General features: G+C 64.2%; 17 protein-coding genes and 1 CRISPR repeat array. Of the genes, 2 read left to right on the top strand and 15 right to left on the bottom strand.

The genetic code is table 11. The annotated features are described in order from the left end of the window. Positions 1 to 13: 13 nt before the first annotated feature. Genes Q8K99_02930 through Q8K99_02860 form a run of 15 tightly spaced genes read right to left on the bottom strand, consistent with a single transcriptional unit; the run spans position 14 to position 20,452 of the window. Positions 14 to 880, bottom strand: a complete 867-nt coding sequence (locus Q8K99_02930; GenBank protein ID MDP2181507.1) for a methylenetetrahydrofolate reductase — start codon at positions 878 to 880, stop codon at positions 14 to 16. Then, the gene (locus Q8K99_02925; GenBank protein MDP2181506.1) at positions 877 to 1,530 is read right to left on the bottom strand and encodes a methylenetetrahydrofolate reductase C-terminal domain-containing protein; all 654 of its coding nucleotides are present in this window, start codon (positions 1,528 to 1,530) and stop codon (positions 877 to 879) included. Before Q8K99_02925 ends, Q8K99_02930 begins: the two co-directional genes overlap by 4 nt. Continuing rightward, positions 1,527 to 3,554 (bottom strand): FAD-dependent oxidoreductase, encoded by a 2,028-nt coding sequence (locus Q8K99_02920; GenBank protein ID MDP2181505.1) that lies wholly within the window; start codon positions 3,552 to 3,554, stop codon positions 1,527 to 1,529. Before Q8K99_02920 ends, Q8K99_02925 begins: the two co-directional genes overlap by 4 nt. Positions 3,555 to 3,585: 31 nt before the next feature. Beyond that, entirely contained in the window at positions 3,586 to 4,932 is a 1,347-nt protein-coding gene (acsC, locus tag Q8K99_02915) for an acetyl-CoA decarbonylase/synthase complex subunit gamma (GenBank protein MDP2181504.1), read from the bottom strand. A 31-nt stretch (positions 4,933 to 4,963) separates the two neighbouring features. Then, complete coding sequence (gene acsB, locus Q8K99_02910) at positions 4,964 to 7,144, bottom strand: acetyl-CoA decarbonylase/synthase complex subunit alpha/beta (protein MDP2181503.1); 2,181 nt, start codon at positions 7,142 to 7,144, stop codon at positions 4,964 to 4,966. Continuing rightward, on the bottom strand, positions 7,137 to 9,092 hold the full coding sequence (cooS, locus tag Q8K99_02905) for an anaerobic carbon-monoxide dehydrogenase catalytic subunit (protein ID MDP2181502.1): 1,956 nt from the start codon (positions 9,090 to 9,092) through the stop codon (positions 7,137 to 7,139). Before cooS ends, acsB begins: the two co-directional genes overlap by 8 nt. Before the next feature lies 1 nt (position 9,093). Beyond that, positions 9,094 to 11,229: a molybdopterin-dependent oxidoreductase gene (locus Q8K99_02900; GenBank protein MDP2181501.1), complete on the bottom strand. Its 2,136-nt coding sequence runs from the start codon at positions 11,227 to 11,229 to the stop codon at positions 9,094 to 9,096. Positions 11,230 to 11,241: 12 nt separating this feature from the next. Beyond that, complete coding sequence (locus Q8K99_02895; protein ID MDP2181500.1) at positions 11,242 to 11,769, bottom strand: 4Fe-4S binding protein; 528 nt, start codon at positions 11,767 to 11,769, stop codon at positions 11,242 to 11,244. Then, positions 11,766 to 13,628 (bottom strand): NADH-ubiquinone oxidoreductase-F iron-sulfur binding region domain-containing protein, encoded by a 1,863-nt coding sequence (locus tag Q8K99_02890; protein ID MDP2181499.1) that lies wholly within the window; start codon positions 13,626 to 13,628, stop codon positions 11,766 to 11,768. Before Q8K99_02890 ends, Q8K99_02895 begins: the two co-directional genes overlap by 4 nt. Further along, entirely contained in the window at positions 13,618 to 14,112 is a 495-nt protein-coding gene (locus Q8K99_02885) for an NAD(P)H-dependent oxidoreductase subunit E (GenBank protein MDP2181498.1), read from the bottom strand. Before Q8K99_02885 ends, Q8K99_02890 begins: the two co-directional genes overlap by 11 nt. 29 nt (positions 14,113 to 14,141) lie before the next feature. Then, positions 14,142 to 15,089 (bottom strand): CO dehydrogenase/acetyl-CoA synthase subunit delta, encoded by a 948-nt coding sequence (gene cdhD, locus Q8K99_02880; protein MDP2181497.1) that lies wholly within the window; start codon positions 15,087 to 15,089, stop codon positions 14,142 to 14,144. 14 nt (positions 15,090 to 15,103) lie between these two features. After that, on the bottom strand, positions 15,104 to 15,961 hold the full coding sequence (gene folD, locus Q8K99_02875; GenBank protein MDP2181496.1) for a bifunctional methylenetetrahydrofolate dehydrogenase/methenyltetrahydrofolate cyclohydrolase FolD: 858 nt from the start codon (positions 15,959 to 15,961) through the stop codon (positions 15,104 to 15,106). Between the two features lie 33 nt (positions 15,962 to 15,994). Further along, a complete protein-coding gene (locus Q8K99_02870) occupies positions 15,995 to 16,771 on the bottom strand; it encodes an AAA family ATPase (protein MDP2181495.1) in 777 nt (258 codons plus the stop codon). Position 16,772: 1 nt separating this feature from the next. Further along, the gene (locus Q8K99_02865; protein MDP2181494.1) at positions 16,773 to 18,719 is read right to left on the bottom strand and encodes an ASKHA domain-containing protein; all 1,947 of its coding nucleotides are present in this window, start codon (positions 18,717 to 18,719) and stop codon (positions 16,773 to 16,775) included. 38 nt (positions 18,720 to 18,757) lie between these two features. Continuing rightward, a complete protein-coding gene (locus Q8K99_02860) occupies positions 18,758 to 20,452 on the bottom strand; it encodes a formate--tetrahydrofolate ligase (protein MDP2181493.1) in 1,695 nt (564 codons plus the stop codon). A gap of 332 nt (positions 20,453 to 20,784) precedes the next feature. Here Q8K99_02860 and argS point away from each other — a divergent pair, with 332 nt between their 5' ends. Both argS and lysA read left to right on the top strand, forming a co-directional pair. After that, positions 20,785 to 22,497, top strand: coding sequence for an arginine--tRNA ligase (argS, locus tag Q8K99_02855; GenBank protein MDP2181492.1), 1,713 nt, complete (start codon positions 20,785 to 20,787; stop codon positions 22,495 to 22,497). A gap of 127 nt (positions 22,498 to 22,624) precedes the next feature. Then, positions 22,625 to 23,986 carry a diaminopimelate decarboxylase gene (gene lysA, locus Q8K99_02850; protein ID MDP2181491.1) on the top strand — a complete coding sequence of 454 codons (1,362 nt, stop codon included), beginning with the start codon at positions 22,625 to 22,627 and terminating at the stop codon, positions 23,984 to 23,986. Between the two features lie 66 nt (positions 23,987 to 24,052). Beyond that, a CRISPR array of direct repeats spans positions 24,053 to 24,418; the repeat unit is 36 nt; unit sequence GTCTTAGCTCCCCGCCACACTCCGAAGTGCTACGCT. Between the last annotated feature and the right edge of the window lie 175 nt (positions 24,419 to 24,593).

The following is a 24,593-nucleotide window of genomic DNA, read 5'->3' as shown; positions in this document are numbered from 1 at the left end:
TACACGCCCTTCCCTAGAGTCCGGCCGCGTCGAGCACGGTCGGTACGAGATGCTCGGCGCCGACGGCCATGATGTGTACTCCGTCGCAATGGTCGCGCACTTCGCCGATGAACCGGGCGGTGATCTCGATGCCGGTCGCCTGCGGGTCCGACGAGCTGTCTAGCTCGGCGATGACCTCGTCGGGAACCACGATACCCGGGATGCTGCGGTTCATGAACTTCGCCATCCCTGCAGAGCGCAACACGACCACGCCCGCCATGATCTTGACGTTGAACTGCCGGGCGTGCTCCATGAATCGCTTGAACGACTCCGCGTCGTAGACGGCCTGCGTCTGGAAGAACTGCGCGCCAGCCGCCACCTTCTTGCGGAACTTGGCCAGCTGGGGTCGCAGGGGGAGCGCATCCGGCGTCACGACCGCACCGAACACGAAGTCGGGCGTCCCATGCAGCTCCTTGCCCGCAGCGTCGGCGCCGGCATTGAGCGCCGCGATCACCTCAAGCAGCTGCACAGACTCCAGGTCGAACACCCCCTTGGCTTGCGGGTGGTCGCCGACGGCGACATGGTCGCCGGTTAGCGCCAGCACGTTGGTGATCCCGAACGAAGCAGCGCCAAGGAGATCGGACTGCAGCGCGAGGCGGTTGCGGTCCCGGCAGGTGACCTGTAGGACCGGATCGAACCCGGCGTTCTTCAGGTGCGCGCACGCTGCGAGCGTGGAGAGCCGCATCACGGCGGCCTGGTTGTCGGTGACGTTCAGCGCATCGACGCGCCCGCGGAGCATCTCGGCGGTTTCGAGCATCGCCGCAATGTTGGTGCCTTTCGGGGGTCCTACCTCGGACGTGACCACGAAGCGCCCCGATTCCAGTGCGTCGCGGAGGCTCATCGGTCATCGTCCTTCTCGGACATGTCCCACTCGCAGATGGCGTGCGTCGAGTTGTCCTTGGGCGGGTTGATCGCGTCGAACTCGTCCGTCCGCTCGTACGCTTCGAGCCGCTCGTAGATCTCGACCCACGCGCACGGCCGGTCGCCGAGCTCACATGTGCCATCGGACACGCCGCCGCACGGGCCGTTGAGAATCCCTTTGGCGCACCGGGTGATCGGACATATGCCCGCAGTCACGCCAAGGACGCACTTCCCGCACGCGGAACATTCTGCGCGCCAGCTTGCGAGTCCTTTCGCCGCACCGATGAACAGCGTATCGAGCGCTGGGTACACTGGCTTGCCGACGGTCTCGGCAAGGAGCGCGACCCCGGCGCCGCATCCCAGCGAGAGCAGGGCGTCGTAGCTTTCGTCCTGCAAACACTCGATGTACTCCGGCTCGCACTGTCGTTGCAGTACCGCCGGTGCGAACTCCACTGACGTGCCACGTCGCTTGGTGGCGAGCTTGAGAAGCTGCAGGAGCGTGTCGACCTCGGTCTCGCCGCCCGCAAGCGAGACGGCTGCACACGTGTTGCAGCCCACGAGCAGCACGCGCTTGTGGCGGCCGATCATCGCGCAGATCTCGTCGATGGGTTTCTGGCGCACGACGATCATCGGCCATCTACCTCCGGGGCGCTCTGCGAGTCTGCAGGCTGCGAGCCGGCGTCCTGTGTGGCCGGGAGGGCCGTTACGCGGAACGAGTCGCGCATGCCGATCTCGGCGAGCATGCTTCCGATGTGGTCGATACGTTTCGACACCAGTTCTTGTGCATGAGGGAAGCGGCAGTCACCCTCGGTGCAGCGCGTGAACACGATGCGCGAGGCACCTTCATCGAGCGCCTCAAAGACCGAGCGCTCGCTAACGCGCAGCAGACACGAGACCTGCACCGCGCGGAAGTCGAGACCCGCTTCGGGAATGGTGTCGGGCGCGTGGCCGCACGTGAAGACGAGCGACGTATCGAGCCCGCGGTCGATGAGCTTGCGCTGCACGCGGCGCGAGAGGTCTTCTTCGGAGGCGCCTTCCAGAGTGATTGCCTGGGCGGGGCACTGGGAGACGCACGCGCCGCAGGCATGGCACGCCTCGATCTCGAAGTACAGGTAGCCGCCCATATTGATGCACGCGGCGCCGTGAGGGCACACGCGCGTGCAGGTGAGGCATGACGCGCACTTCTCGCGTGCGAGCCGGGCGCCTGCAGTGCACGACAGACAGCGCTGTGCTTCGCGGGCTGCCTCGAACTCGGTGTAGCCCAGTTCGACTTCGTCGAAGGTGTGGATCGCCTCCCACTGCTCGAGTCGCTCCATCTGGATACGTCGGCGTGTCTCGAGCTCGGCGGCCATAGTGTCAGGCACCTTGCCAAGGACCGCGTTCTCCTCGTCAAGCGCCTCGAGTATCTCGCCGTCTCCAGTGAGATCGCGGTAGATTGCAGCTGCCGCCCGGTGACCCGACGCGATGGCGTCGATGATCTTGGTCGGGCCGTTGATGATGTCGCCCGCTGCGTATACGTTGTCCAGCGGCGTCTTGAGGTCCACCGGGTCGACCAGGACGGACTTGCGCGGCGTCGTCGGGAGACCCAGCCCCTCGACATCGGGTCCCTGCCCGATAGCAAAGATCACCGTGTCGGCCTTGAACTCCTTGGCGATGGTCTCGTCGAAGACGGGGGCGAACCGGCGCTCGTCGTCGAACACGCGGTCACACCTCACTGCGCGCATGCCCTCGACATGGTCAGTGCCGAAGACCTCGCGCGGTCCCCACGAGCAGTGGACGGTGACGCCCTCCATCTCCGCGTCAAGGACCTCATGCTCGGCGGCGGGCATCTCGTCGCGGCTCTCCAGGCACACCACGCGGACCTCGTCGACGACGAAGCGCCGCACCGCGCGTGCCACGTCCATCGCGACATTGCCGCCGCCGATGACCACGACGCGCGTCCCAAGATCCATTCGATCACCGTTTGCGCACGCTTCGAGGAAGGGCAGCGCCGTGAGCACCTGCGGCCGGTCCGCTCCCGGGATGGGTAGCGCGCGGCTGTCTTGGAGTCCGACGGTGACAAGGACCGCGTTGTGGGTAGCGTTGAGTTCCTCGATCGTAATGTCGCGGCCGATCCGGACGCCGGTGTGCACCTCGATGCCGTGCGACAGTATGAAGTTGATGTCGCGGTCCAGCGCGTAGTCGGGCAGCCGGTAGTTCGGAATACCGTAGCGAAGCATCCCGCCGAGGCGAGGCTTGGACTCGTAGATGCTGACTGACAGCCCGAGATTGGCCAGGTCGCGGGCGGCCGTCAGGCCTGCGGGGCCTCCGCCGACGATTGCGACGCGTTCTGGTCGAGGGCGCACGGGGCGCGCCGGAGGATAGACGCCGATGTCAGCAGCAGCGCGCTTGAGCGCCGCAATCGCGACCGGCTCATCGAGAAGGCAGCGCCTGCAGCCGTCTTCGCAGGGGCGCAGACACACCCGGCCACAGACCGATGGCAACGGGTTGCGCTCCAGGACGATCTCAAGCGCGTCGACGAACCGGCCCTCGGCGATGGCGGCCAGGTAGCCGGGCACGTCGACGTGCACGGGGCACCGCGCACGGCACGGTGCGAACAGGTGTTCATCCCGTGACTCCGGGTCGCTTGTTCTGTCGGGGCGAGCTATTAGCATTGCGGGCACCACATTCTGCTGCGCGGGCGTCCTAGCCGGCCTTGCGCTTGAGGAAGGCGGGGATGTCGGAAGCTTCGTAGGGGCCGACCACTACGTTCCACCCGTCGAGCTCCTCGGCGAGCTCCCCGCTGATTTGAGCGACCGCTCCGGGGATGATGATTTCCCGGTGGCCGATCTTCTCGGCAATCCCGCTACCGCCGACGAACTTGGCGATGCTTTCGGGGATGAACTTCCCTGCAGCCCATGCGGTGAGAACCGAGAGACCCTCGGATTCGACGACGCCGAGGTAGGCGCCGGTCTTGGTCGACTCGATCTCCGAGGAGACGATGAAGTAGGTGAGCGAGAAGTTCGTTGTGACCAAGAACGGTGCGTCCGGACCGGGCGTGCCGTACTCGTATATCTTGGACTCGGCCCGCATCGGGCGCTGCGGGTCCGTGAAGGTGTTCTGCCGAAGCACGAGCAGCGGAAGCGTGCGCCAGGGTTCCGCTCCTGAGAGCACGATGATGCTGCCGTACTTGACGACATCGAGCGCTCCGTAGACGGCCTCCAGCATTTCGTCGCCGCCGGAGATCTCGCCCGGGAACGTGATGGTCGGGTAGCCGAGAGGTGCGAACTTCTGGTTGAGTGCGGCACGGCGGGCGAAGACACGGTCCCGAAGCGCGGCGCCGGGCGTGGCTGGCGCCGAGTCGATCACGAGGTCCTTCAGACCGGCCGCCGCTGCCTTCTCGGTCAGTGCGGCGACGGCGTCGAGGCCGGCGCCACGGACCGCCAGCGGGCAGGAGTGCTTTGCGGCGAGTCCGATCATCGCGTCGGCGTTGGATTCGGTGGCAGCATGGATGAGCGGGCGCTTGTCGCCGATTACCTCGAGTGCCGCCGCCATGTGCGCTGGGTCCTCGGCCATGAGCACGAGGGGGAGCGTGGTCGCACCTGACACGCGCTCGGCGACGGCTGCAAAGCGCCCTGCGTCTGCCGAGGAGCGCACGGCCACGAAGCCGCACCGCAGCTGCATCTGCACGCGCTCGAACGAGGCGGCCTTCGCGTCTGTTACGACGGCATCGATCTCGTCGTCGGAGGCGCCCGAGTCGACCGAGACACCGATCGCGCAGGGGTTCACGAATGTCTTCTCGTGGCGGAAGAGAACCGTCTCTTCGCCAACCGTGAAGGCGTCGTCACCGACGCCGACGGTCACGGCGCGCATCGGTGGGGCGGACGCTTCACCGAGGGCGGCTTTGGCTTCGTCGGAGACATGTGGGCACGAGTCGAGTTCCGCCTGAGCCTGCGCGAGCTTCATCGCAAACGCGAGACAGGTCGGCACCCCGCAATCACCGCAGTTGGTCTTCGGCAGCAGTTTGAATATGTCCAATCCACTGAGAGCCATCTGGTTTCACGCCTCCGTTCGAGATCGGTTGCTAGAACAGCGATTCCATTGCCGGGGCAGGATGGCCGACGCTCATGATGTACTCGAGAACGCCCTCCTCGGTATCGGCGATTGTCTCATCGGCGATCTTGTCGAGGAAGTCAGGGTCACCGATGTCGGCGACCGTGTCGGCAAGATGGTCACGCATGAGTTCCTTGAGCTCCTTGGGCATCCAGACCACGCGGCTGAAGCCGCCTTCGGCGGACAGGAACTTCTTGCTCGAGATATAGCCACGGCCGATGCCCATGAAGCCCGGCACCTGCAAACCGCCGCCGATGGTGCCGGCGAGCGTGGAAAACTTCATGCCGGACGGGGTCATACCCGGATACTCGCGATTCACGATCATCACGCCGTTACACATGGGCATGAGCGCCACAATGCACATGAAGCAGCCGCACGAGGTCATGGGGTCGGTCATCAGCGAGTACGCACTCATGCGCTCGACGTTGCGATTCGACTTCTCGTGGATGAACTCGTTCACACCGCTCCATTGGCCGAGTTTCGCGTCGACCAGCTCGCCCTTGGCGATCGGCTGGTTGGGACCGACAGGATTGAGCTCATTGCTGGCCTTGGCGTCCAGCCAGTTGTATGCGCCGCACAGCCCCAGACGCTCCGGCGTGACCACACATATGTGGTTCGGCGCGAAGCTCTGGCACAAGCTGCATGAGTAGAACACGTCGACCGCTTCATCGGTCAGTCCCGCCATGCGTTCGTCCCGGGCCTCGTAGGACGCCAGGGCTTGTTCTCGGATCGCCAGCACTTCCTTTTCATCGGTGTATACCGTGATTTGGACCTTGTCGACGATTGCGGCGAACTCGTCGAGGAGCTTGGCGCGTAGGATCTCGCCAAGGTGCTTGAAGGAGAAGCCTGCTTCCTTGGCCTTCTTGGATATGCGGACCCAGATCATGTCGCGCTGGCCCATGTGCAAGACGCCCTCGGCGAAGTTCATGAGGTGGTGGAACTGACGTTCGAGAACAGACTCGAAATCGTCTTGCATCTTGCGGCCGAACACGTCGACCACGATGCCGAATGGCAGCAGCGACCCCTCTTCGACGTCGGCGACGTCAGGCCCGAGGAGTTCGATCTTGCCGTCCTCCACCTCTGAGGAGTCCCGGCCGCGCAGCCACTCGAAAGCCGGGCTGCGCTGACCTCCCACTTCGACGTGGGTGTCCTCCTTGCGAACCCGCTCGCCCTCGAATGCGGGACCAAAGGGCACGGGGATGGGGATGTCGATGACCTTGATCTTGAGCCCGCGGACCTCGATAGCCCTTTGTACGAGCTCCTCGCAGGAGACATTGGATACCACGTGCTCGTAGGTGCACACGCCGGTGGGCAGAATCTGCGGGATGTCGGAAGTAGAAATCGTCGGGAAGCCGTAGGAGATCGCCCCCGCAGCGGTTGCGTACCACTCGTCAGTAACCTCTCCCATGGCCAGTACGAATGCGAACACCCGGTTCTTGTTGTACTTGAGGATGCGTTCGTAGTCTCCCGGCTGGACGCCCCCGAACGCCATCGCCACCCGCGTCGCGAACCCGAGCGAATAGATGTGTCCGTATACCTCCGGTCCGAATGGAACGAGGCGCGTGTCCCACCCAAGCTGCACTCCCGCTTCATCGAGCTGCTCTGCGAAGCTGTCTTTCCCGTCGCGTCCGGCCATGAAGACGTAGAGCATCTTCTCCTGCATCTCGCGGGCGAGGTGTGCCGCGGTCTCCGGATTTGGCGCCGCGCCGACCACGGCGGCGAATCCGGGTGCTGAGCCGTCGACGAACTCCACTCCGCGCGCGCGCATGATGACGTCGTCGGCCGCGCCCAACCAGATGCCATCGGTGACTGGGGAGCTATCGACGTAGCGGAGCGCCTCGATGCACTCCTCGGCCAGGAGGGTGGCTATCCCGGCGTCTAGCGCCGGGCCGAGGTACGGCAGCCAGATCTTGTCGGAAGGCGCATCTGGCAGCAGGTCTCGAGCCATGCCGAGTACCTTGTCCATGTCCGAGAGGCGCTCCACCTTCTCGCCTGTGAGGCCGTAGATGACGGGGAGATAGTAGGCGGTGTTCGGGAATTCAACAGCCGTCGTCGCGCCGTGTGCCTCCATGGCCTCGGCGAGGGCTTGCTCGGCCTTACCGACGATACTGTGTGCACCGCGTATCGCCGCGCTCGCGATGATCTTAGACATCGAGCTCCCTCCGCATGTCCATGTCGAAGAGGACCCGCTCCGTTGCCTTGTCGTAGCCGTGTATGGCTCGTCCCCCGTCGATTCGCTTGATCAGGATGCGCGCCATCTCGAGCGGGTCCGGCTCGTATACCCAGTGCGCACCCATAAGATCCTCGATCTCATCGAACAGGAAATCCGAGACCTTCTTGCTACCGAGCGTCGGGAAGGTGTTGCCAAACACGACCATCACGCCGCTCGCGACGAAGTATTGGCCGATGGCCACAGCCTTCTCGCTCATCCACTCCGGCGCACATCCGGCTGCGGGGATGTATGCTATGTCGTCACCGAAACCACCCTCAGCCTGAATACCGCACACCGCGGTGAGCAGGCGGCTGTTGTCGACACACGATCCGCAGTGCAGGACCGGCGGCATGCCGACGGCCTCGCACACCTCGCGCAGACCTGAGCCGGCAAGCTCGGCTGCCTCGGGAACGAGCAGCCCCTCCTTGGCGGCGGTGATTGCAGCGCAACCGGTCACGAGGACCAGCACGTTGTTCGCGATCAGCTCGCGCATGAGCACGCTATGTACCTGCCCGGTCCGCAGACGAGGGCTGTTGCATCCCACGATGGCCACGAGTCCACGGATGCGACCGGAGATGATGTTGTCGTTGAGAGGTCGGTACGACGAGCGGTACTGGCCGCCAAGGATGTAGTTGATGGTCTCATGGCTGAAGCCGGCGACCATCTCCATGACTTGGTCGGGGATGTTCACGGCCCCGCGATGCGGAAAGCGGGCGATGGCTCGGCGAATCACCTCCCTGGCTGTCTCGAATGCCGTAGCCGGCTCAAACGCCAGGTGCGTCGCCCCTTCCATCATCGCCTTGTCAGAGGTGGTGAAGATCTCGGTGTGGTAGCACTTCGCCATCTCTGGGAGCGACTCGAGGCAACACTGTACGTCCATGACCATCGCCTCCACCGCTCCTGTCGCGATGGCGAGTTCCTGCTGAACATAGTTGCCTGCCAGCGGCACGCCGTGGCGCATCAGAATCTCGTTGGCGGAACAGCAAATGCCGGTGATGTTTATCCCCGTTGCCCCAACCGATCGCGCGAGTTCCAGCGCTTCGGGTTCGCGCGACACGATTACCATCGCTTCGGGGAGAATCGGGTCGTGCCCGTGGATGATGATGTTGACCTGGTCGGTACTGAGTACTCCGAGGTTCACCTTCGACCGCACTGGCTTGGGCGTGCCGAAGAGGATGTCCTGGAGTTCGGTGGCGATCATCGACCCGCCCCACCCATCGGCAAGCGCGGTTCTGGACGCATGCATCAGGATGTTCTTGTATTCCTGGTCCACGCCCACGCTCGTTCTGTGGAGCATCTCGACTACTTCACGGTCTACGCCTCGCGGGGCGATGCCGAGTTTGCGCCACTTTTCCTGTCTTGCGGCCGGCGCTCTCGACAGGAAGGTGAGCTCACCATGCTGTTTACCGAACTCGGCGAGCGCCTTCTCGCCGAGTTCGAGTGCGATCTGGTTCTTGTCCTTGTCAGCAACGTCGATTCCGAACTCGGCGGCGACGGAGTGCAGCTTGCGCACATCCTTGATCTCGTAGCCCGGTGCCTCGCCCTTGGCGGTCGCCAGGAAGAGCTCGGTGATCTCGCGTCCGTGATCGGAGTGGGCGGCCGTGCCCGCTGCGACCATTCGCGCGAAAGTCCGAGCTGCGACGGTAGCTGCCGTCGCGCCACACACGCCTACTTTCGAGTTCTCTCCTTCATCGGTCACGCGGCACGGTCCGAGAGCGCAGACCGAGCAGCACAGCCCCTTCGAGCCGATGGGGCAGGGCTTGGATTCGCGAGCGCGATGGAACATGGTGGACGCACCGTCTGCAGTTGCCTTTTCGAGCATCTGCACGCTAGCGCTGCAGTTGGTGGCCAGTCTCCAGTCGGGACAACTGGTGCATTCATCGTCCATGCTAGTCATCTCCCTTCGTTTCGCGGGTGGACTGCTCGGTTGGGACCGCGGCGCCGGTCGGCACCGCGAATGTGTAGGCGCGCCCAGCAGTCTCGGTGCCGCTGGCGGGGGTGAGGATGGCCTCGATGGCTGCCCCACACTCCTCGGCGGTGTTCCACGGTAGTGGCGCGTCAAGGCGGCCGGCCAAGGCGCTCAGGGTGTCATAGTCGGCCTGGCCGGACCCGTGCAGGGCGCCCTGGCGCACTCGACGACCCTCCATGTTGATTCGCGTTCCGGAGTTGTCCGAGACAACTGAGGCTGGAAGAACGACATCCGCATGCTCGGCCAGCTCGGGCATGAGCGGCGCGGCGATCACGAGGAGGTCAAGAGAGGCGAGCCAGTCGGCGATGGAGTCGTCTTGAGCACAATCGCTCAGGGAGTCCTCGTCCCACACGACCATTGCGCGAATGGACTCGCTTCCCGTGATGTCGGCAACCGAGAAGCCGGAGTCGCCGAATAGCTCGAAGTGGCCGCGGACGTTGCTGGCCGAGGTGCAGGGCAGGATGCATCCCTGGGTGCGGCCCAACAGGAGCAGCACGTTGGAGATGGACGAAATCGCATCGCTATCGTGGATGTCCGCAGGGACGACGAAGACGATGCGGCCTTCCGTTGCCGTGAGCAGCGCCGCCAAGGAGGCTACGTCATCGTCTGGGAGTCCGGTCTTCTCGCCGGTGTCGACGAGTATCCCGCTCGTGAGGAACTTCTCGAGTTGCGTCGTCCCGGCGGTATGACCCTTCACGAAGTCCTTGTCGTAGTCGCCGGAGTCGAGCACCGCCTTCGTCAGCCGGGCCAGTGCCAGACCCTCCGTGCCAGCTTGCGGTCGGAGATGAGTCTGGGCGCGCTTGGCTATCGTCGTCATCCTCGAATCGATGACGACCACCTGCGCTTTGCGTGCCTGTGCCCTGGCGATCCACGCGCCTGCGGCAGGGTAGTCAGCCGTGACGTCCGCGCCGACGACCACGATGATGGTGGAGGTCTCCACGTCCTGTGCCGAAGCGACGACCGAAAGATCTCCGAACGTCTCTTCCAGCTGCGAGAGGCCCGCGGAACCGCGTGTCGCTGCAGAACCGCCTAGGGCGCTCGAGCCGAACGATTTGGACGCAAGCGCACGGAACGCGTATGCCACCTCGTTCGTTGCGGAGGAACCGACGATCCAGCCCACCGAATCGGCGCCGGAGGTGTCGCGCACCTCGCGTAGGCGCGATGCTGCGAAGTCGAGCGCCTCTTCCCAGTCACACTCGACGAGGTCGCCGTTGCGCCTCACGAGGGGCTTGCGGAGGGTATCTGGGCTGTCAATGTGGTCGAGTCCGAATCGACCCCTGGCGCATAGGTACCCTACGGGTGAGGGCGACGTGACTCGCACGACCGCGCCGTCGATGCTACCCACGACCGAGTCGCAGCCGCATCCGCACAATGAGCAAGCACTCTCGACCTGCTCGACCATCCATTCGCGACCACGGAAACGCCGGTCCTTCTCGATGAGCGCGGCGACCGGGCAGACGGAGACGCAACTCCCGCAGAAGTCGCAGCCGGAATCCTGTAGCGGCAGGTCGCCCGCCGTTCCGACCTTCGTCTCCATACCGCGCTCCATGAACTCGAGGATTCCCTCGCTCTGCAGCGCGCAGACTCGCACGCAGCACCCGCACAACACGCATAGGTTGTAGTTGCGCACGATGAATGGATTGGAGTCGTCGATGGGGTATCCAGGGTCCTTCAGCGAGTAGCTCGTCTTCTCAATGCCAAGCTGGTACGCGGCGTCCTGCAAGGAGCACGTCCCATTCCTATCGCAGCTCATGCAATCGCCGGGGTGGTTGGACAGGATGAGGTCGGCTACGAAGCGTCTGGCATCCATGACTCGCTGCGTGTCCGTTCGCACGACCATGCCGTCCTTGGCCTGTCGGCTGCAGGAGGCGATCAGCTTGGACGAGCCCTCGAGTTCGACCACGCACATGCGGCACGCGCCAGTGCTCTTGAGTCCCGGGCAGTAGCAGAGGTGGGGGATGTGGACTCCCGCCAGGGCTGCTGCCTCGATCAAGGGGGTGCCATCCGCGACCGACACGTCGTGCCCGTCGATGTTAAGTGTGATAGCGTCGCTCAAGCGGATCGCCTCCTAGTGGGTTTCGATAGCCTGCGGTTCGCAGACGGGCACGCATAGCCCGCATCTCGTGCACTTGTCTCTCCGAATCCGGAATGGCGCGCAGTCCGCCATGTACCAAGGGGGACGCTCCCCGACGATGGCGTCTGCCGGGCAAACGTCCTTGCACGCGCCGCAGAGGGTGCACTTGGCTGGTGAGACAACATACGAGAGCAGTTCGGCGCAGACCCCATCGGGACAGCGGCCCGCTTCATGGCTCAGGAATCGGTCGTCGGAGTCATCGAGGGCATTCTGGACTTGGACTGCGATATCCTGCCCGAGCTTGCACATCGCCGTTTCCTGCAGTCCAGTCGCCACTGCTCGGACCCTGGCCGTGTCTCCGCTCACGCCCTGGCCCGTGATGAGCTCGCCAAGTGTGCGAGTCATCTCGCTCACTGCGAACGGGCACACGACGCACTTGCGACACATCTTCTCGGCGGCGAACGTTTCGAGGCTTTCCAGTGTGGAGCGGACGGCGCACTCCTTGGTCAACACGACACTCATGGAGTCACCGCCTCATTCATCGCCGGCACCACTTCGATGCAGTCAACCGGGCACACCTGCAGACAGGCCCGGCATGCAGTGCACGTCTCGCTATCGATGAAGTAGCTTCTGTGCCCGTCCACAACCGCACCGAACGCGCATGCGTCCAAACACAGGCCACACAGGATGCACTTCTCACTCATGATTCGGTAGCTGCCGAGGCCGCTGCAGACGCCTGCTGGGCAATAGCCGTCGTTCACGTGGGCCTCATACTCCTCGCGGAAATGCGCGAGCGTACTGAGCACGGGGTTGGGAGCGCTCTGCCCGAGCCCGCACAGCGAGGTTTCCTGCACCTGTGTGCCGATAGCCTGGAGACGCTCGATGTCCCCCGGCTTACCCTTGCCTTGGGTGATTCGGTCAAGGATGGCGAGCATCTCGGACGTTCCGATTCTGCACGGAGGGCACTTTCCGCAGGATTCAACCTGGGTGAATGACAAGAAGTAGCGGGCCACATCCACCATGCAATCGTCCTCGTCCATGACCACTAGCCCTCCGGAACCCATCATCGCTCCTACCTCGTCGAGCGAATCGAAATCGAGGGGGAGGTCGAGGTGCTCCCTGGTTAGACACCCACCCGATGGGCCACCTACCTGGATTGCTTTGATTTCACGGTCGCCGAGGACGCCTCCGCCGATCTCGTTCACCACTTCGCGAATGGTGATGCCCATCGGCACCTCGATGAGCCCCGTGTTCCTCACCTTGCCGGTGAGCGCGAAGACTTTCGTGCCGGGGGAGTCCTCGGTTCCCATGTTCCTGAACCAGGCAGCACCCTCGGTGATGATCCAGGGTATGTTCGCGAGCGTCTCCACGTTGTTCAGTACGGTTGGTTTGCCAAAGAGCCCCGCCTCCACCGAGCGTGGAGGAGTCACCCGAGGCATTCCTCGAGTACCTTCGATCGAGAACATCAGGGCGGTTGACTCTCCGCATACAAAGGCCCCTGCGCCCCTGCGGAGTTCGATATCGAAGCTGAACCCGCTGCCGAGGATGTCGTCTCCCAGCAACCCGAGCTCGCGAGCCTGAGTGACCGCGATCTCGAGGTGCTTCACTGCCAGCGGATACTCCTGGCGCACGTAGATGTAGCCGTGACGGCAGTTCCCGACGGCATAGGCGCAGATGATCATGCCTTCGAGGACGCTGTGAGGGTCGCCCTCCATGATGCTCCGGTCCATGAACGCTCCAGGGTCGCCCTCGTCACCGTTGGCGATCACGAACTTCATATCCCCGGCGGTGCGGCGTCCGGATTCCCACTTCACGCCTGTTGGGAAGCCCGCCCCTCCACGACCTCGCAAGCCCGAGAGCTTGACCTCGGCGATGACCTCCTCGGGCGTCATCGAGGTGAGGGCCTTGGCGAGTGCGCCGTAGCCTCCTTGTGCGATGCAGTCGTCGATCTCCTCCGGATCGATGCGTCCGCACTTGCCCAGCACAATCGGCTTCTGCTTGCCATAGAAGCGCACGTCATGCTTGGCGCGGCTGGTTTCTCCGGTCACCGGATCGTCGACCAGGAGGTTCTGCAAGGCGACATTGCGTCCCACGGTGATGTCCAGTACCTTCGCTGTGTCTGAGGGAAGGACGCGCTGATAGAAGATATCGTGCGGCTCGATGATGACCAAGGGTCCCTTCTCACAGAACCCTTGACACCCGGTGGCGCGTACTCGCACGCGGGACGGGTCGGCCAGCCGCTTGAACTCATCGTAGGTTTCGTAGCTCCCGGCGGCCCGACACCCGGTTCCTGCGCACACGTGGATGCAGCAATCCGGCAGCTCTCCGTCGCCTAGGAGGCTTTCGCGGTGAGCAACAAGGTCCTCGTGACTACGCAACATCTTCGTCACACTCCGGAATCGGCTTCAGGCTCTCGATTACCTTGGCCGCGTCCTTGCCCCGTCTGACCTCTCCATTCACCACGAGGGCAGGCGCAAGGGCGCAACAACCCACGCAGCTGACCGTATCGAGCCCCACCCAATCATCGCTGGTCCTCTCGCCCGCCGCGATTCCCAGAGCGTCCTCGAACCCTTTGAGGACGCCCGGAGCCCCGCGCACGTGGCAGGCGGTTCCCGTGCAGACCTTGATCTCATTCTCGGGCGGGGGCGTGAACCGGAAGCCAGAGTAGAAGGTCGCGACTCCATAGACGCGGGAAAGCGGCACGTCGAGTTCGGTCGAGATTCGCCGCAACACCGAGTCGGGCAAGTACTTGAAAGCGGACTGAACATCATGGAGCACGTCGACTAGTACGCCGTCCCTGCCGGCGTACTTGCCTACGACGCCGGCCACGACTTCCTTCTCCTCACAGGAGCAAAGGGTTTCCACGCTAGCCTCCTTCACGGCATCCGGCTGCATCAACTTGTTGACAGCCCGTCGATTGCCTTCCTGACAAGCGCGATCGCTTCGGGGTGTCTCATGACGAGCACGTCCGCTCCTCCAAGTGCCAAAGTCATCGCCGTTGTGGCTTCCCACATGACGCCGCGCTTGTGTGCGTCGCCCCATGCGGGTTCCTCGTCCTCGGCAGTCTTGGCCTCCTTGGAGCGCCATGCCTCCCTGCCGAGGTTGCAGATCATGGGCATCTGCGTCATGTCGTCGTTCTGGCCGAGGGCGGCGAGTCGGAGCCGCTCCATGACCGTAAAGCTGTACTCGATGCCGTAGCCTACCGCGCCCGTGGACGGGTCCATCAGAATGCGGTCGGCGGGCAGGCCGAGCTGCGTGATCAGGATGTTGAGCTGCTTGGCCATGTTGACGTCGATGGGGGTCTCCGCCACGACGACGTGGCCATAGCCCAGCGCTGCTGCCGTGATCGGCTTGAAGTTGTCCTCGGTCGCGGGGCCGATAGCGATCGGGCGGTCCGCCATGGCCTCGGCCACCCGCTTGAGCACGTCGGCGTCCTTGTCGGCGTTCCCGCATCCGTAGATGACCAGCGGGACGTCGACAGCTGCGGCAACAGCCTTGACCGTCTCTATAGCGTCATCGGCGCTGCGGTCGGCGCCGTTGGGGTCGGTGCTCGCTAGCTGCACACAGATCATGTCCGCGCCGTGGTGCTCGACGCACGCGCGAGCCCATGCGGCGGGGTCGCCAAGGACGTCGCCAAGCGCGTCCGTGAGCGTCTGTGGCCAGCCCTCGGGGGCCACGTCGAAGACCTCCATGGCCACGAGCGGCGTGCGGGGCATGTTGCCTTCCCATGTGTAGAAGGGGAGCGTGTTCTCGCCACCGACCGTGAGGGCGCTCTCGCCGCTTCCGACGGTGACCTCGCGGATGTGGCCGCTCATCTTCTCGATTGGCTCCTGGAATGCCATTGTGCGTACTCCAATCACTCGATGCCTGCGTGGCGGACAGCAGCTTTCACGGTGTTCTCCATCAGCATTGCGACGGTCATCGGACCTACACCGCCGGGAACCGGCGTGATCGCCGAGGCACGTTCCTTGGCGACCTCGAACTCCACGTCACCGACGAGCCGGCCATCGTCGAGCCGGTTGATGCCCACATCGATCACGACCGCGCCTTCCTTGATCCAGTCGCCCTTCACCATCTCCGGGCGTCCGACCGCGACGATGACGACGTCGGCGGCCCCGACATGGCCCGCGAGGTCCTGAGTACGCGAATGGCAGATCGTGACGGTGGCGTGGCGCTCCAGACACAGCAGCGCCGCAGGCTTGCCGACGTTGTTGCTGCGACCCACGACCACGACGTCCTTGCCCTTGAGGTCCGTGCCGTTTGCGTCGAGCAGCGCCATGACGCCCGCCGGCGTGCACGACACGAACGTCTCCTTGCCTACCACGAGCCGTCCGATCGTCTCCGGATGGAAGCCGTCGACGTCCTTGTCGACGCGGATAGCGTCGACTACGGCGTCCTCGTCGAGGTGGTCGGGAAGCGGGAACTGCACGAGCAGGCCGTCGATGTCGTCGCGCTCGTTGAGCTCGTGCACGACCGCGAGGAGCTCCTCTTGCGTGGTCGTTGTCGGCAGATCGATCTTCTCCGAGTGGATGCCGATCTCGGCGCAGGCCTTCTCCTTGTTGCGCACGTAGACCTGCGACGCCGGGTCCTCGCCCACGATCACGACGGCAAGGCCGGGGTTGACGCCGCGCGTCTTCAGCTCGGCCACGCGCTTGGCCAGCGCGGCACGTCGCGCCGCCGAGACCTCGGTTCCACTGATGATGCTTGCTGACATCGGTACCTCCAGAAGTACGGGGCTGCTGCGTGCCTAGGCGGACATGTCTTGAAGCGTTGGCACTGCGGCGAGAATCATGTTGCGGATCTCCGCGAGCGCGGGCGAGTCTTGAGGTAGTTCGAACAGCCCCTCGCCTGCCAGGTCGCATGCGGTGATGTTGTCGTCAGACGGAATCACGCCAAGGACGCTCAGCCCGGACTGCTCGGTCGCAGTCTTGAGCGCCGGGTCGAGCGGCGTGGATGCGCGGTTGATGACCAAGTAGCGCGAATCGATCGTGATATCGAGTTCGTCGGCGAGTTCGCTCAGTCGCTGCGCGGTGCGTACGCCGCGGATGCTTGGGTCGGAGACTATCAGCAGCACGCTCACGTCACGCGTCGTGCGCCTTGAGAGGTGCTCCAGCCCAGCCTCGTTGTCCATGACGACGTATTCATAGCTCCGCGAGAGGTCGTCGACACACCCCCGGATGAGGTTGTTGGCGTAGCAGTAGCAGCCAGCGCCCTCCGGTCGGCCCATCGACAGCAGATCGAACTCGCGGGTCTCGACCACGTAGCGCTGGACGTTGTACTCCATCCACGCGTCTTTGCTCATGCCGCCGGGCGTGGCCTCTGTCGACTGCATCATCTCTTCGGTGATCTCTCCCACCGAGCGCTCGACATCCACGCCAAGCGCCTCGTGCAGGGTCGAGTTCGGATCCGCGTCGACGGCCAGTACGGCACGCGCTCCCAGCTCGCGCAACGCACGCACCACCAACGCCGCAGTTGTCGTCTTGCCGGTTCCACCCTTGCCTGCAAGTGCGATCGTGAAGGCCATGTCAGCTCGCCCCCTTGATCGCAGAGCGCTCTTCGAGCAGCTCCTGCGAACGCGGGAACCGGGTCAGATCGGTGTGGGGTAGGAAGAGGGAAGACACGTACTGGTCCATGAATCCGGCGTTCACCGAGAGTTCGACGTAGGTCATCATCTCCGAGATCTTGTGGGCCTTCCTGAGCATCTCGCTCGATGTCGCCACGCGTCGGGCTCCGAGAAGCGAACCGTTTCCGATGAAGGCGAACCGCTCCACGGGCAGCTCCGGCAGCATGCCAAGGGCCATCACCCGCTCGAGATCCAGGTAGTGGCCGAAGCCGCCGGCCACGATGACCTCCTCGACCTGCTCGATGTCGACGTCCACGCACTCGGCCAGCACGCTGATGCCTGCGTGGATAGCCGCCTTGGCACGCATGAGGCTCTCGATGTCGGTCTCGGTCAGCACGATGGCGGACCCGGTCCCGCTGTCCTCGGCACGTACGAGCACGTACTCCGGGCCGCGCTCGCCAACCTGCATGCGAGAGAAGGATTCCGTGCGGGAGGCGAATCGGCCGTTGCGTTCAAGGGCGCCGGTGAGGAAGAGCTCTGAGACGCAGTCGATCAATCCGCTTCCGCAGATTCCCAGCGGCTTGACGCTGCCGATCGTGAGTATCGCGGGTTCCAGCGTCTCCGAATCGATGCGCACCTGCTCGATGGCGCCCTCCGCCGCGCGCATCCCGTGCAAGATACCGGCGCCCTCGAACGCAGGGCCGGCCGAGCACGAGCATGCGATTAGCCAATCGCGGTCGGCGAGTACGATCTCGCCGTTCGTGCCGATGTCGACGAACAGGGTGAGATGATCGGTCCACGGAATCCCCGCCGCGAGCACGCCTGCGACGATGTCGCCTCCGAGCCAGCTCGCGGGACAGGGCATCGCGATGACGAGTGTGGCGGGACCGCCCGGCAGGCCGAGTCGGGTCGCCGGCACGAGCGGGAAGGTCGTGGCGACCGGGACGTAGGGTTCGCCACGAATGCTCGCGGGCGACACGCCGTAGAGCAGATGCGTCATTACCGTGTTGCCGGCGACTACATACGCGCTCAGCTGCTCGACGGGGACGTCGGCTTCCTCACACACCTGGTTGACCAGGTGTGTGACCGTCTCCGCAACCAGGTCTTGCAGCTCGACCAAGCCCTCCGGGGAGCTGCTTGCGATTATCCGCGTTATCACGTCATCGCCCAGTTTCACCTGGCGGTTGTACTCGGAACACTGCGCCCGGACGGTTTCTGCCGCCATGTCGACGAGCGCGACTTCCACGGTGGTCGTGCCGATGTCGACTGCGACAGCGTACTGACATGCTGTCGTGTCACCCGGTTCGACGCCGGCGATGATCGGTATGCCGCGGTGCGGCTCGACGACGAGTGCGGTGACGTTCCAGTCGCCATCGCGCATCGCCTGCGAAGTCTGCCTGATCGTCTCCAGAGAGCAGACCGTGTCGCCCAGGCGGTACGCGCGACGCAGGGCGATCTGAAGTCGGCTGACGCTGTCGGCGTTGTCGCTGAGGTTCGGGCGCGGGAGTTCGATGTAGAGCTTGCGCGCGGGTGGGTCGGATTTCGTCGAGGGCACCCGCGCGGCGTGCTCCTCGGCGGTCAGCAACGCTGCGACGGTTCGGCGTGAGCGTGCACGGGACGGAGCGACACCCGGTCGGGCCTCCGGGGGGATTCGCACGATGAGGTCGCCGGTGACTTCGGTCGTGCATCCGAGGACGTACCCGCCTGCGACCTGCTCGTTAGTCAAGCGTGCCGAAGAAGACGACTGCGCCTCTCCCTGTTCCACGATCATCCGGCACTTGCCGCAGGTCCCGTCGCCGCCACAGGTCGCCGTCACTTGGACGTCGGCCATCATGGCCGCGCGCAGGAGGTTCTCTCCGTGCTGCACGTCCACAACGACGTCGTCTGGGATGAAGGTCACCCTGGGCATGAAACGTGTCTCTTTTCTGTCGCTGTGTCACGGGCGGACTAGAAGAGACCCACAACGTTGCCGTGCTCGTCGATGTCGATATGATCGCCGGCGGGTGTCTTGGGTAGGCCGGGCATCGTGCGCATGTCCCCGCATAGCGGGTAGAGGAATCCCGCGCCTACGCTGGCGCGGATGTCGCGGATGGGCAGACGCCAACCCGTCGGACGACCCTTGAGTGCCGGGTCGTGGGACAAGGACAGATGTGTCTTTGCCATGCAAATGGGCAGATTGGAGAAGCCCATGTCGGTGTAGAGCTTGACCTTGGCCTCCGCGGCGGGCAGAAAGTCGACTCCGTCCGCCCCGTAGATCTCGGTGGCGATGGCCTCGATCTTCTCCTTGATGGACGCCTCGTCCGTGTAGAGGAACCGGAAGTCCTTCGGTAGCTCGCATGCTTCCACAACGGCGCGGGCGAGTTCCTCGCCACCGGCGCCGCCATCGGCGTGCACCTTGTGTGTGACCGCGAAGTCCGATCCTGCTGCCAAGGCGCGCTCCTTGATGAAGTCGTGCTCGGCTTGCGTATCGGTCGGGAAATGGTTGACGACCGTGACGACCGGTATTCCGAACTTCTTCATGTTCTCGATGTGCTTCTCGAGGTTGACGATGCCCTCAGCCAGGCTCTCGAGGTCTTCGGTCTTGAGGCGCTCGTCGAGCGGCTTGCCAGGACGGACCTCGAACTTGCCTGAGTGGGACTTGAGTGCGCGCACGGTCGCCACGATGACTGCGCAGTCGGGACGCAGGCCGGAGGCACGGCACTTGAGGTTCATGAACTTCTCGGCGCCCATGTCTGCCCCGAAGCCGGACTCGGTCACGACGTAGTCGGCGATCTTCAGCGCGATCTTGTCAGCGATGATCGAGTTGTTGCCCTGCGCGATGTTGGCGAACGGGCCTGCGTGAACGAACACGGCGCCACCCTCGAGGTTCTGCATGAGGTTGGGCTTGATGGCGTCCTTCATGAGCACGGTCATCGCGCCGGCGCACTTGAGATCCTCAGCAGTGACGGGTTCGCCTGCGGAGTTCGTGCCGATCACGATGCGGCCCAGTCGCTTGCGCATGTCTTGCAGGTCCGTGGCCATCGCGAGTACCGCCATGACCTCGCTCGCGACGGAGATGTCGAAGCCGGTCTCGCGCGGCACGCCGTCGAGCTTGCTGCCCAGTCCGACAACGACATTCCGGAGTGCGCGATCGTTGAGATCGACGACCCGGCGCCACGTGATGGAATGCGGGTCGATATCGAGGTCGTTGTCCTGGTAGATGTGGTTGTCGATGTAGGCGGCGAGCAGGTTGTTGGCCATCGTGACGGCGTGTACGTCGCCCGTCAGGTGCAGGTTGAAGTCCTCCATGGGGATGACCTGCGAGTAGCCACCGCCCGCTGCCCCGCCCTTGATGCCGAAGACCGGCCCCAAAGAAGGCTGACGGATGCAGGTGATGACGTTCTTGCCGATGTACTTCAGCGCCTGGCCAAGGCCGACGGTCGTGACCGTCTTGCCCTCGCCGAGCGGAGTGGGATTGATTGCGGTCACGTCGATGTAGCGGCCCTGCGGACGGTCGGCAAGGCTGTCGAGGACGTCCAGCGAGACCTTGGCCTTGTACTGCCCGTAGAGCTCCAAGCGGTCTGCGCCGATGCCTATCTCTGCGGCGACGTCGACGATCGGGCGGAGCGTGGCTTCCTGAGCGATCTGCAGGTCTGACTTCATCGGGTTTACCTCCAGTGACGCGTTCCAGGCCTGTGGGCGTGCCGATTCAGGGATACGTCGACATGTCCCCCGTGACGCAGGGGGTTGTCTGGCTAGCCTAGCGCCAATAGGGTCGAGTGCGCGAGTCCCCCGTGCGAGTGGTCGCCATCATCGGTCAGCGGAGGCAGGCAGTGAGGTGAGCGTGTGGCAGGAATTACCAGTTGCCGTTCACGTTTGATGCGCGCTCCTACCGGAGTACGCGCCCAGCGCCCCCCTCTTTTGCTCGCCACATCGCTTACCGCTATCCTAGACCCCCATGAATCAGCGCATATGAGCCCAAGAGAGGTTGCTGCGTGATCGACGTACTCCGCGAACTCGTTCGTGCCGCGCTCGTTGACGCTGCCAGCAGTGGAGAGATCGCACTAGACGAGATCCCCGAGCCCCATCTGGAGCGTCCGCGCGACCCGGATCACGGTGACTGGGCGACCAATATCGCCATGCGTCTCGCAAAGGCCGCAGGCATGGCTCCTCGGCAGGTTGCCGAGGTCGTTGCCGCGAGGATGGCGGGTCACCCGGACGTTGACGCCGTCGAGATCGCGGGTCCGGGCTTCATCAACATCCGCCTTTCCGCCCATGCGTTGCAGCGCGTGGTCGTTGAGGCGCGCACGAAAGGCAGCGACTTCGGGCGGGTCGAGATCGGCGAGGGCAAGCGAGTCCAGGTCGAGTTCGTCTCGGCGAACCCTGTCGGCCCGATGCATGTCGGCCACGGACGCTGGGCAGCTCTCGGTGACGGCATCGCGCGCGTGCTCGCGCATGCCGGCTGGGACGTGCAGCGCGAGTTCTACATCAACGACGCGGGCGTGCAGATGGAGATCTTCGCGAAGTCCGTCGCCGCAAGGTACATGGAGCTCACAGGTCACGAGGTCGAGTTCGCCGAGGACTGGTACCAAGGCGCCTACATCACCGACATCGCTCGCGAGATACTAGAGGCCGAGGGTGAGGCATGGATCGGCGTACCTGCCGAGGAGCGCGAGGCGCACTTCAAGGAGCAGGCATACGCGCAGGTTCTAGCGCACCTCAAGCGTGTGCTAGGCGGAATGGGTGTCGACTTCGACGTGTGGTTCTCGGAGCGCACGCTGCACGAACCGGGCGCGGGCGGTGCGCCGAGCGCCGTTGAGCAGGGGATCGAAGCGCTGCGCGAGGCCGGATACGTGTTCGACAAGGACGGCGCGGTCTGGTTCCGCTCCACGGACTTCGGAGACGACAAGGACCGTGTGATGCGGAAGGCCGACGGCGAGTACACATACTTCGCCGCTGACGTCGCGTACCACAAGGACAAGTTCGACCGTGGCTTCGACCGCGTCATCGATCTGTGGGGCGCTGATCACCACGGCTATGTGAAGCGCATGGAAGCCGCAGCTGCGGCCCTCGGCCATCCGGGCCAGCTCGATCTCGTCATCGGCCAGCTGGTGACGCTGTTCCGAGATGGCGAAGTCGTTCGCATGTCCAAACGCACGGGCGAGATGGTTACCTTCGATGACCTGCTCGACGAGGTCGGCGCCGACGCTGCGCGCTACTTCTTCCTGCGCCGGAGCACCGACCAGCCGCTCGATTTCGACATCACGCTTGCGACCGAGCAGTCCAGCGAGAACCCCGTGTTCTACGTCCAGTACGCGCATGCGCGCATCTGCGCGATCCTTCGCAAGGCGGCTGGCGCGGATACGGCCGACACGGACGTCGACATCGCGGCGACAGCTCGTGAACTCGTACGCGATGATGCCCCGCTCCACCTGCTCGACGGTGAGGCCGAACTCGCGCTCATGCGCAAACTCGCAGAGTTCGAGGAGGTTGTGGAGATCGCCGCCGTCAAGCTCGCGCCGCACAAGCTCACGACCTATGCCGAGGAGCTCGCCGCAGCTTTCCACCAGTTCTACGCGCAGTGCCGCGTTGTCGACTCCGAGAATCCCGAGCTCACGGCCGCGCGGCTCGCCGCGGTGGATGCCACGCGAATCGCGCTTGCCGCGGTGCTCGGACTCGTTGGGGTCAGCGCTCCGGATCGGATGTAGCGGCGCGGGGAGACCGGCGACGGGTTCCTTGGCGTAATGCTTGCAAAGCGATGAACTTAGTGTAGACTAACTCACACGGAGAGGGAGCCGACCGCGATCGAGGCGGCAGACGAAGTGGGAGAGAGCCATGGGCAGACCATCCGAACCGCGTCCTCCGGCAGTACCCGATCGCAAGACCGCAGCCGATCTTATGTCGGTCCTTCCGATGACCGCGGAGGTGCGCGACGGGCATCTTTGGATCGGCGGCGTCGACACCGTCGCAATCGCTCACGAGGTGGGGACCGCCGTCTATGTCATGGACGAGGCGACCATCCGTCATCAGCTTCAGGAATACGTGCGCTGGACGACCTATCACTGGCGCGATGTCGACGTGGTGTACGCAGGCAAGGCGTTCATGTCGGTCGCGATGTGCCGCCTCGTCGCCGAGGAGGGTTGCTGCCTCGATGTCTCGAGCGGTGGTGAACTCGCTTTCGCGTTGCGCGCGGACTTCCCGATGGAGCGCATCTACGTGCACGGCAACAACAAGACGCCCGTCGAACTCGCCGAATGCCTCGACGCTGGTGTCGGGCGCATCGTGGTGGACAGCTTCGAGGAGATGGAGCGTCTGAGCGCGCTGGCAGTCGAGCGCGGCGTCACTCAAAGCGTGGTCATCCGCGTGACTCCGGGCGTTGAGGCGGACACGCACGACTTCATAATGACCGGCGCCGAGGACTCCAAGTTCGGTTTCGGGCGCAATCAAGGTCTCGCGATGCAGGCCGTCAAGCGTTCCATCGAGTTGCCCGGGCTCGATTTCGAGGGTCTGCACATGCACATCGGTTCGCAGATCTTCGCGCTTCACAGCTTCGCCAAGGCGATCCAGGTCATCGTGGAGTTCATGCGTGAGATCAAGGACGAGACCGGTGTCGAGGTGCGACTGCTCGACACCGGCGGCGGTCTCGGCATCGCGTATGGCCTGCCCGACGAGCCTTCCACGGTGAAGGACTACGGGAAGGTAGTGGTCGACGGCATCAAGGAAGAGTGCGAGCGCTGGGGCCTTGCCGTGCCAAGGATGGCGGTCGAGCCTGGACGTTCGATCGTGGCCAACGCAGGGGTGACGCTCTATGCGGTTGGCTCGATCAAGGAGATTCCCGGCATCCGCACCTACGTTGCGGTCGACGGCGGGATGTCCGACAACATACGCACGTCGCTGTACGACGCCCACTACGAGGCGCTGATCGCGAACAAAGCGGACCAGCCGCGCGAGATGGTGGCGACGGTGGCCGGCAAGCATTGTGAGAGCGGGGACATCGTGGTCAACGATGCGCCGCTTCAGTGCGCGGACGTCGGAGACGTGCTGTGTGTGTGCGCGACCGGCGCGTACTGCCAGTCGATGAGCAGCAACTACAACAAGCAGGTGCGTCCCGGCGTCGTGTTCGTGAGCGATGGATCCTGGCGCTGGGTGGTGCGGCGGGAAGCCTACGAGGACCTCTTGAAGTGCGAGGTCTGGTAGATCCCTTTCCGTGCGAGTGTGGCGGGGAGCTAAGTCGGACCGGAGGTCCGATCCCTCGAACGCCAGGTCTTAGCTCCCCGCCACACTCCGAAGTGCTACGCTTGGGAGCAGAAGGACGCCAGTCGCCGACTGTCTTAGCTCCCCGCCACACTCCGAAGTGCTACGCTACGGCACGGTGTGGGTATTCAGCAACCGGCGTCTTAGCTCCCCGCCACACTCCGAAGTGCTACGCTTTGCTCACTTGCGCCTCCTCTCTGCTAGTGGGTCTTAGCTCCCCGCCACACTCCGAAGTGCTACGCTGATCGGGATGCACTCACCCAGCGTGAGGTTGTCTTAGCTCCCCGCCACACTCCGAAGTGCTACGCTGCAGCGTGGCTCGTGCCGGTTGTCGACTGTGTCTTAGCTCCCCGCCACACTCCGAAGTGCTACGCTGGCCGAGTAGTCGACGCCGGTCTCTTCCGCGTCTTAGGAAGCGTCAAACAACAAGTAGGAGATTGGCTGGTGATGTCGAAGTAAGATCGTATGATCAACGAGCATGCGATCGGAGAGCGCTATCGGGCGCTCGCGGGAGAGTTCGATGAGAGACGTCGACGCCTGTGGGCGGCGG

Source organism: Actinomycetota bacterium, from assembly GCA_030682655.1.
Taxonomy (GTDB): domain Bacteria; phylum Actinomycetota; class Coriobacteriia; order Anaerosomatales; family JAUXNU01; genus JAUXNU01.
Note: the sequence above shows the minus strand (reverse complement) of the source record. Positions and strands in the feature narration are given on the sequence as shown.

Coding starts and splice junctions, on each gene's coding strand:
- Q8K99_02930 (MDP2181507.1), bottom strand. CDS start 880: ATGAGCCTCCGCGACGCACTGGAATCGGGGCGCTTCGTGGTCACGTCC.
- Q8K99_02925 (MDP2181506.1), bottom strand. CDS start 1,530: ATGATCGTCGTGCGCCAGAAACCCATCGACGAGATCTGCGCGATGATC.
- Q8K99_02920 (MDP2181505.1), bottom strand. CDS start 3,554: ATGCTAATAGCTCGCCCCGACAGAACAAGCGACCCGGAGTCACGGGAT.
- acsC (MDP2181504.1), bottom strand. CDS start 4,932: ATGGCTCTCAGTGGATTGGACATATTCAAACTGCTGCCGAAGACCAAC.
- acsB (MDP2181503.1), bottom strand. CDS start 7,144: ATGTCTAAGATCATCGCGAGCGCGGCGATACGCGGTGCACACAGTATC.
- cooS (MDP2181502.1), bottom strand. CDS start 9,092: ATGGACGATGAATGCACCAGTTGTCCCGACTGGAGACTGGCCACCAAC.
- Q8K99_02895 (MDP2181500.1), bottom strand. CDS start 11,769: ATGAGTGTCGTGTTGACCAAGGAGTGCGCCGTCCGCTCCACACTGGAA.
- Q8K99_02890 (MDP2181499.1), bottom strand. CDS start 13,628: ATGTTGCGTAGTCACGAGGACCTTGTTGCTCACCGCGAAAGCCTCCTA.
- cdhD (MDP2181497.1), bottom strand. CDS start 15,089: ATGGCATTCCAGGAGCCAATCGAGAAGATGAGCGGCCACATCCGCGAG.
- folD (MDP2181496.1), bottom strand. CDS start 15,961: ATGTCAGCAAGCATCATCAGTGGAACCGAGGTCTCGGCGGCGCGACGT.
- Q8K99_02870 (MDP2181495.1), bottom strand. CDS start 16,771: ATGGCCTTCACGATCGCACTTGCAGGCAAGGGTGGAACCGGCAAGACG.
- Q8K99_02865 (MDP2181494.1), bottom strand. CDS start 18,719: ATGCCCAGGGTGACCTTCATCCCAGACGACGTCGTTGTGGACGTGCAG.
- Q8K99_02860 (MDP2181493.1), bottom strand. CDS start 20,452: ATGAAGTCAGACCTGCAGATCGCTCAGGAAGCCACGCTCCGCCCGATC.
- lysA (MDP2181491.1), top strand. CDS start 22,625: ATGGGCAGACCATCCGAACCGCGTCCTCCGGCAGTACCCGATCGCAAG.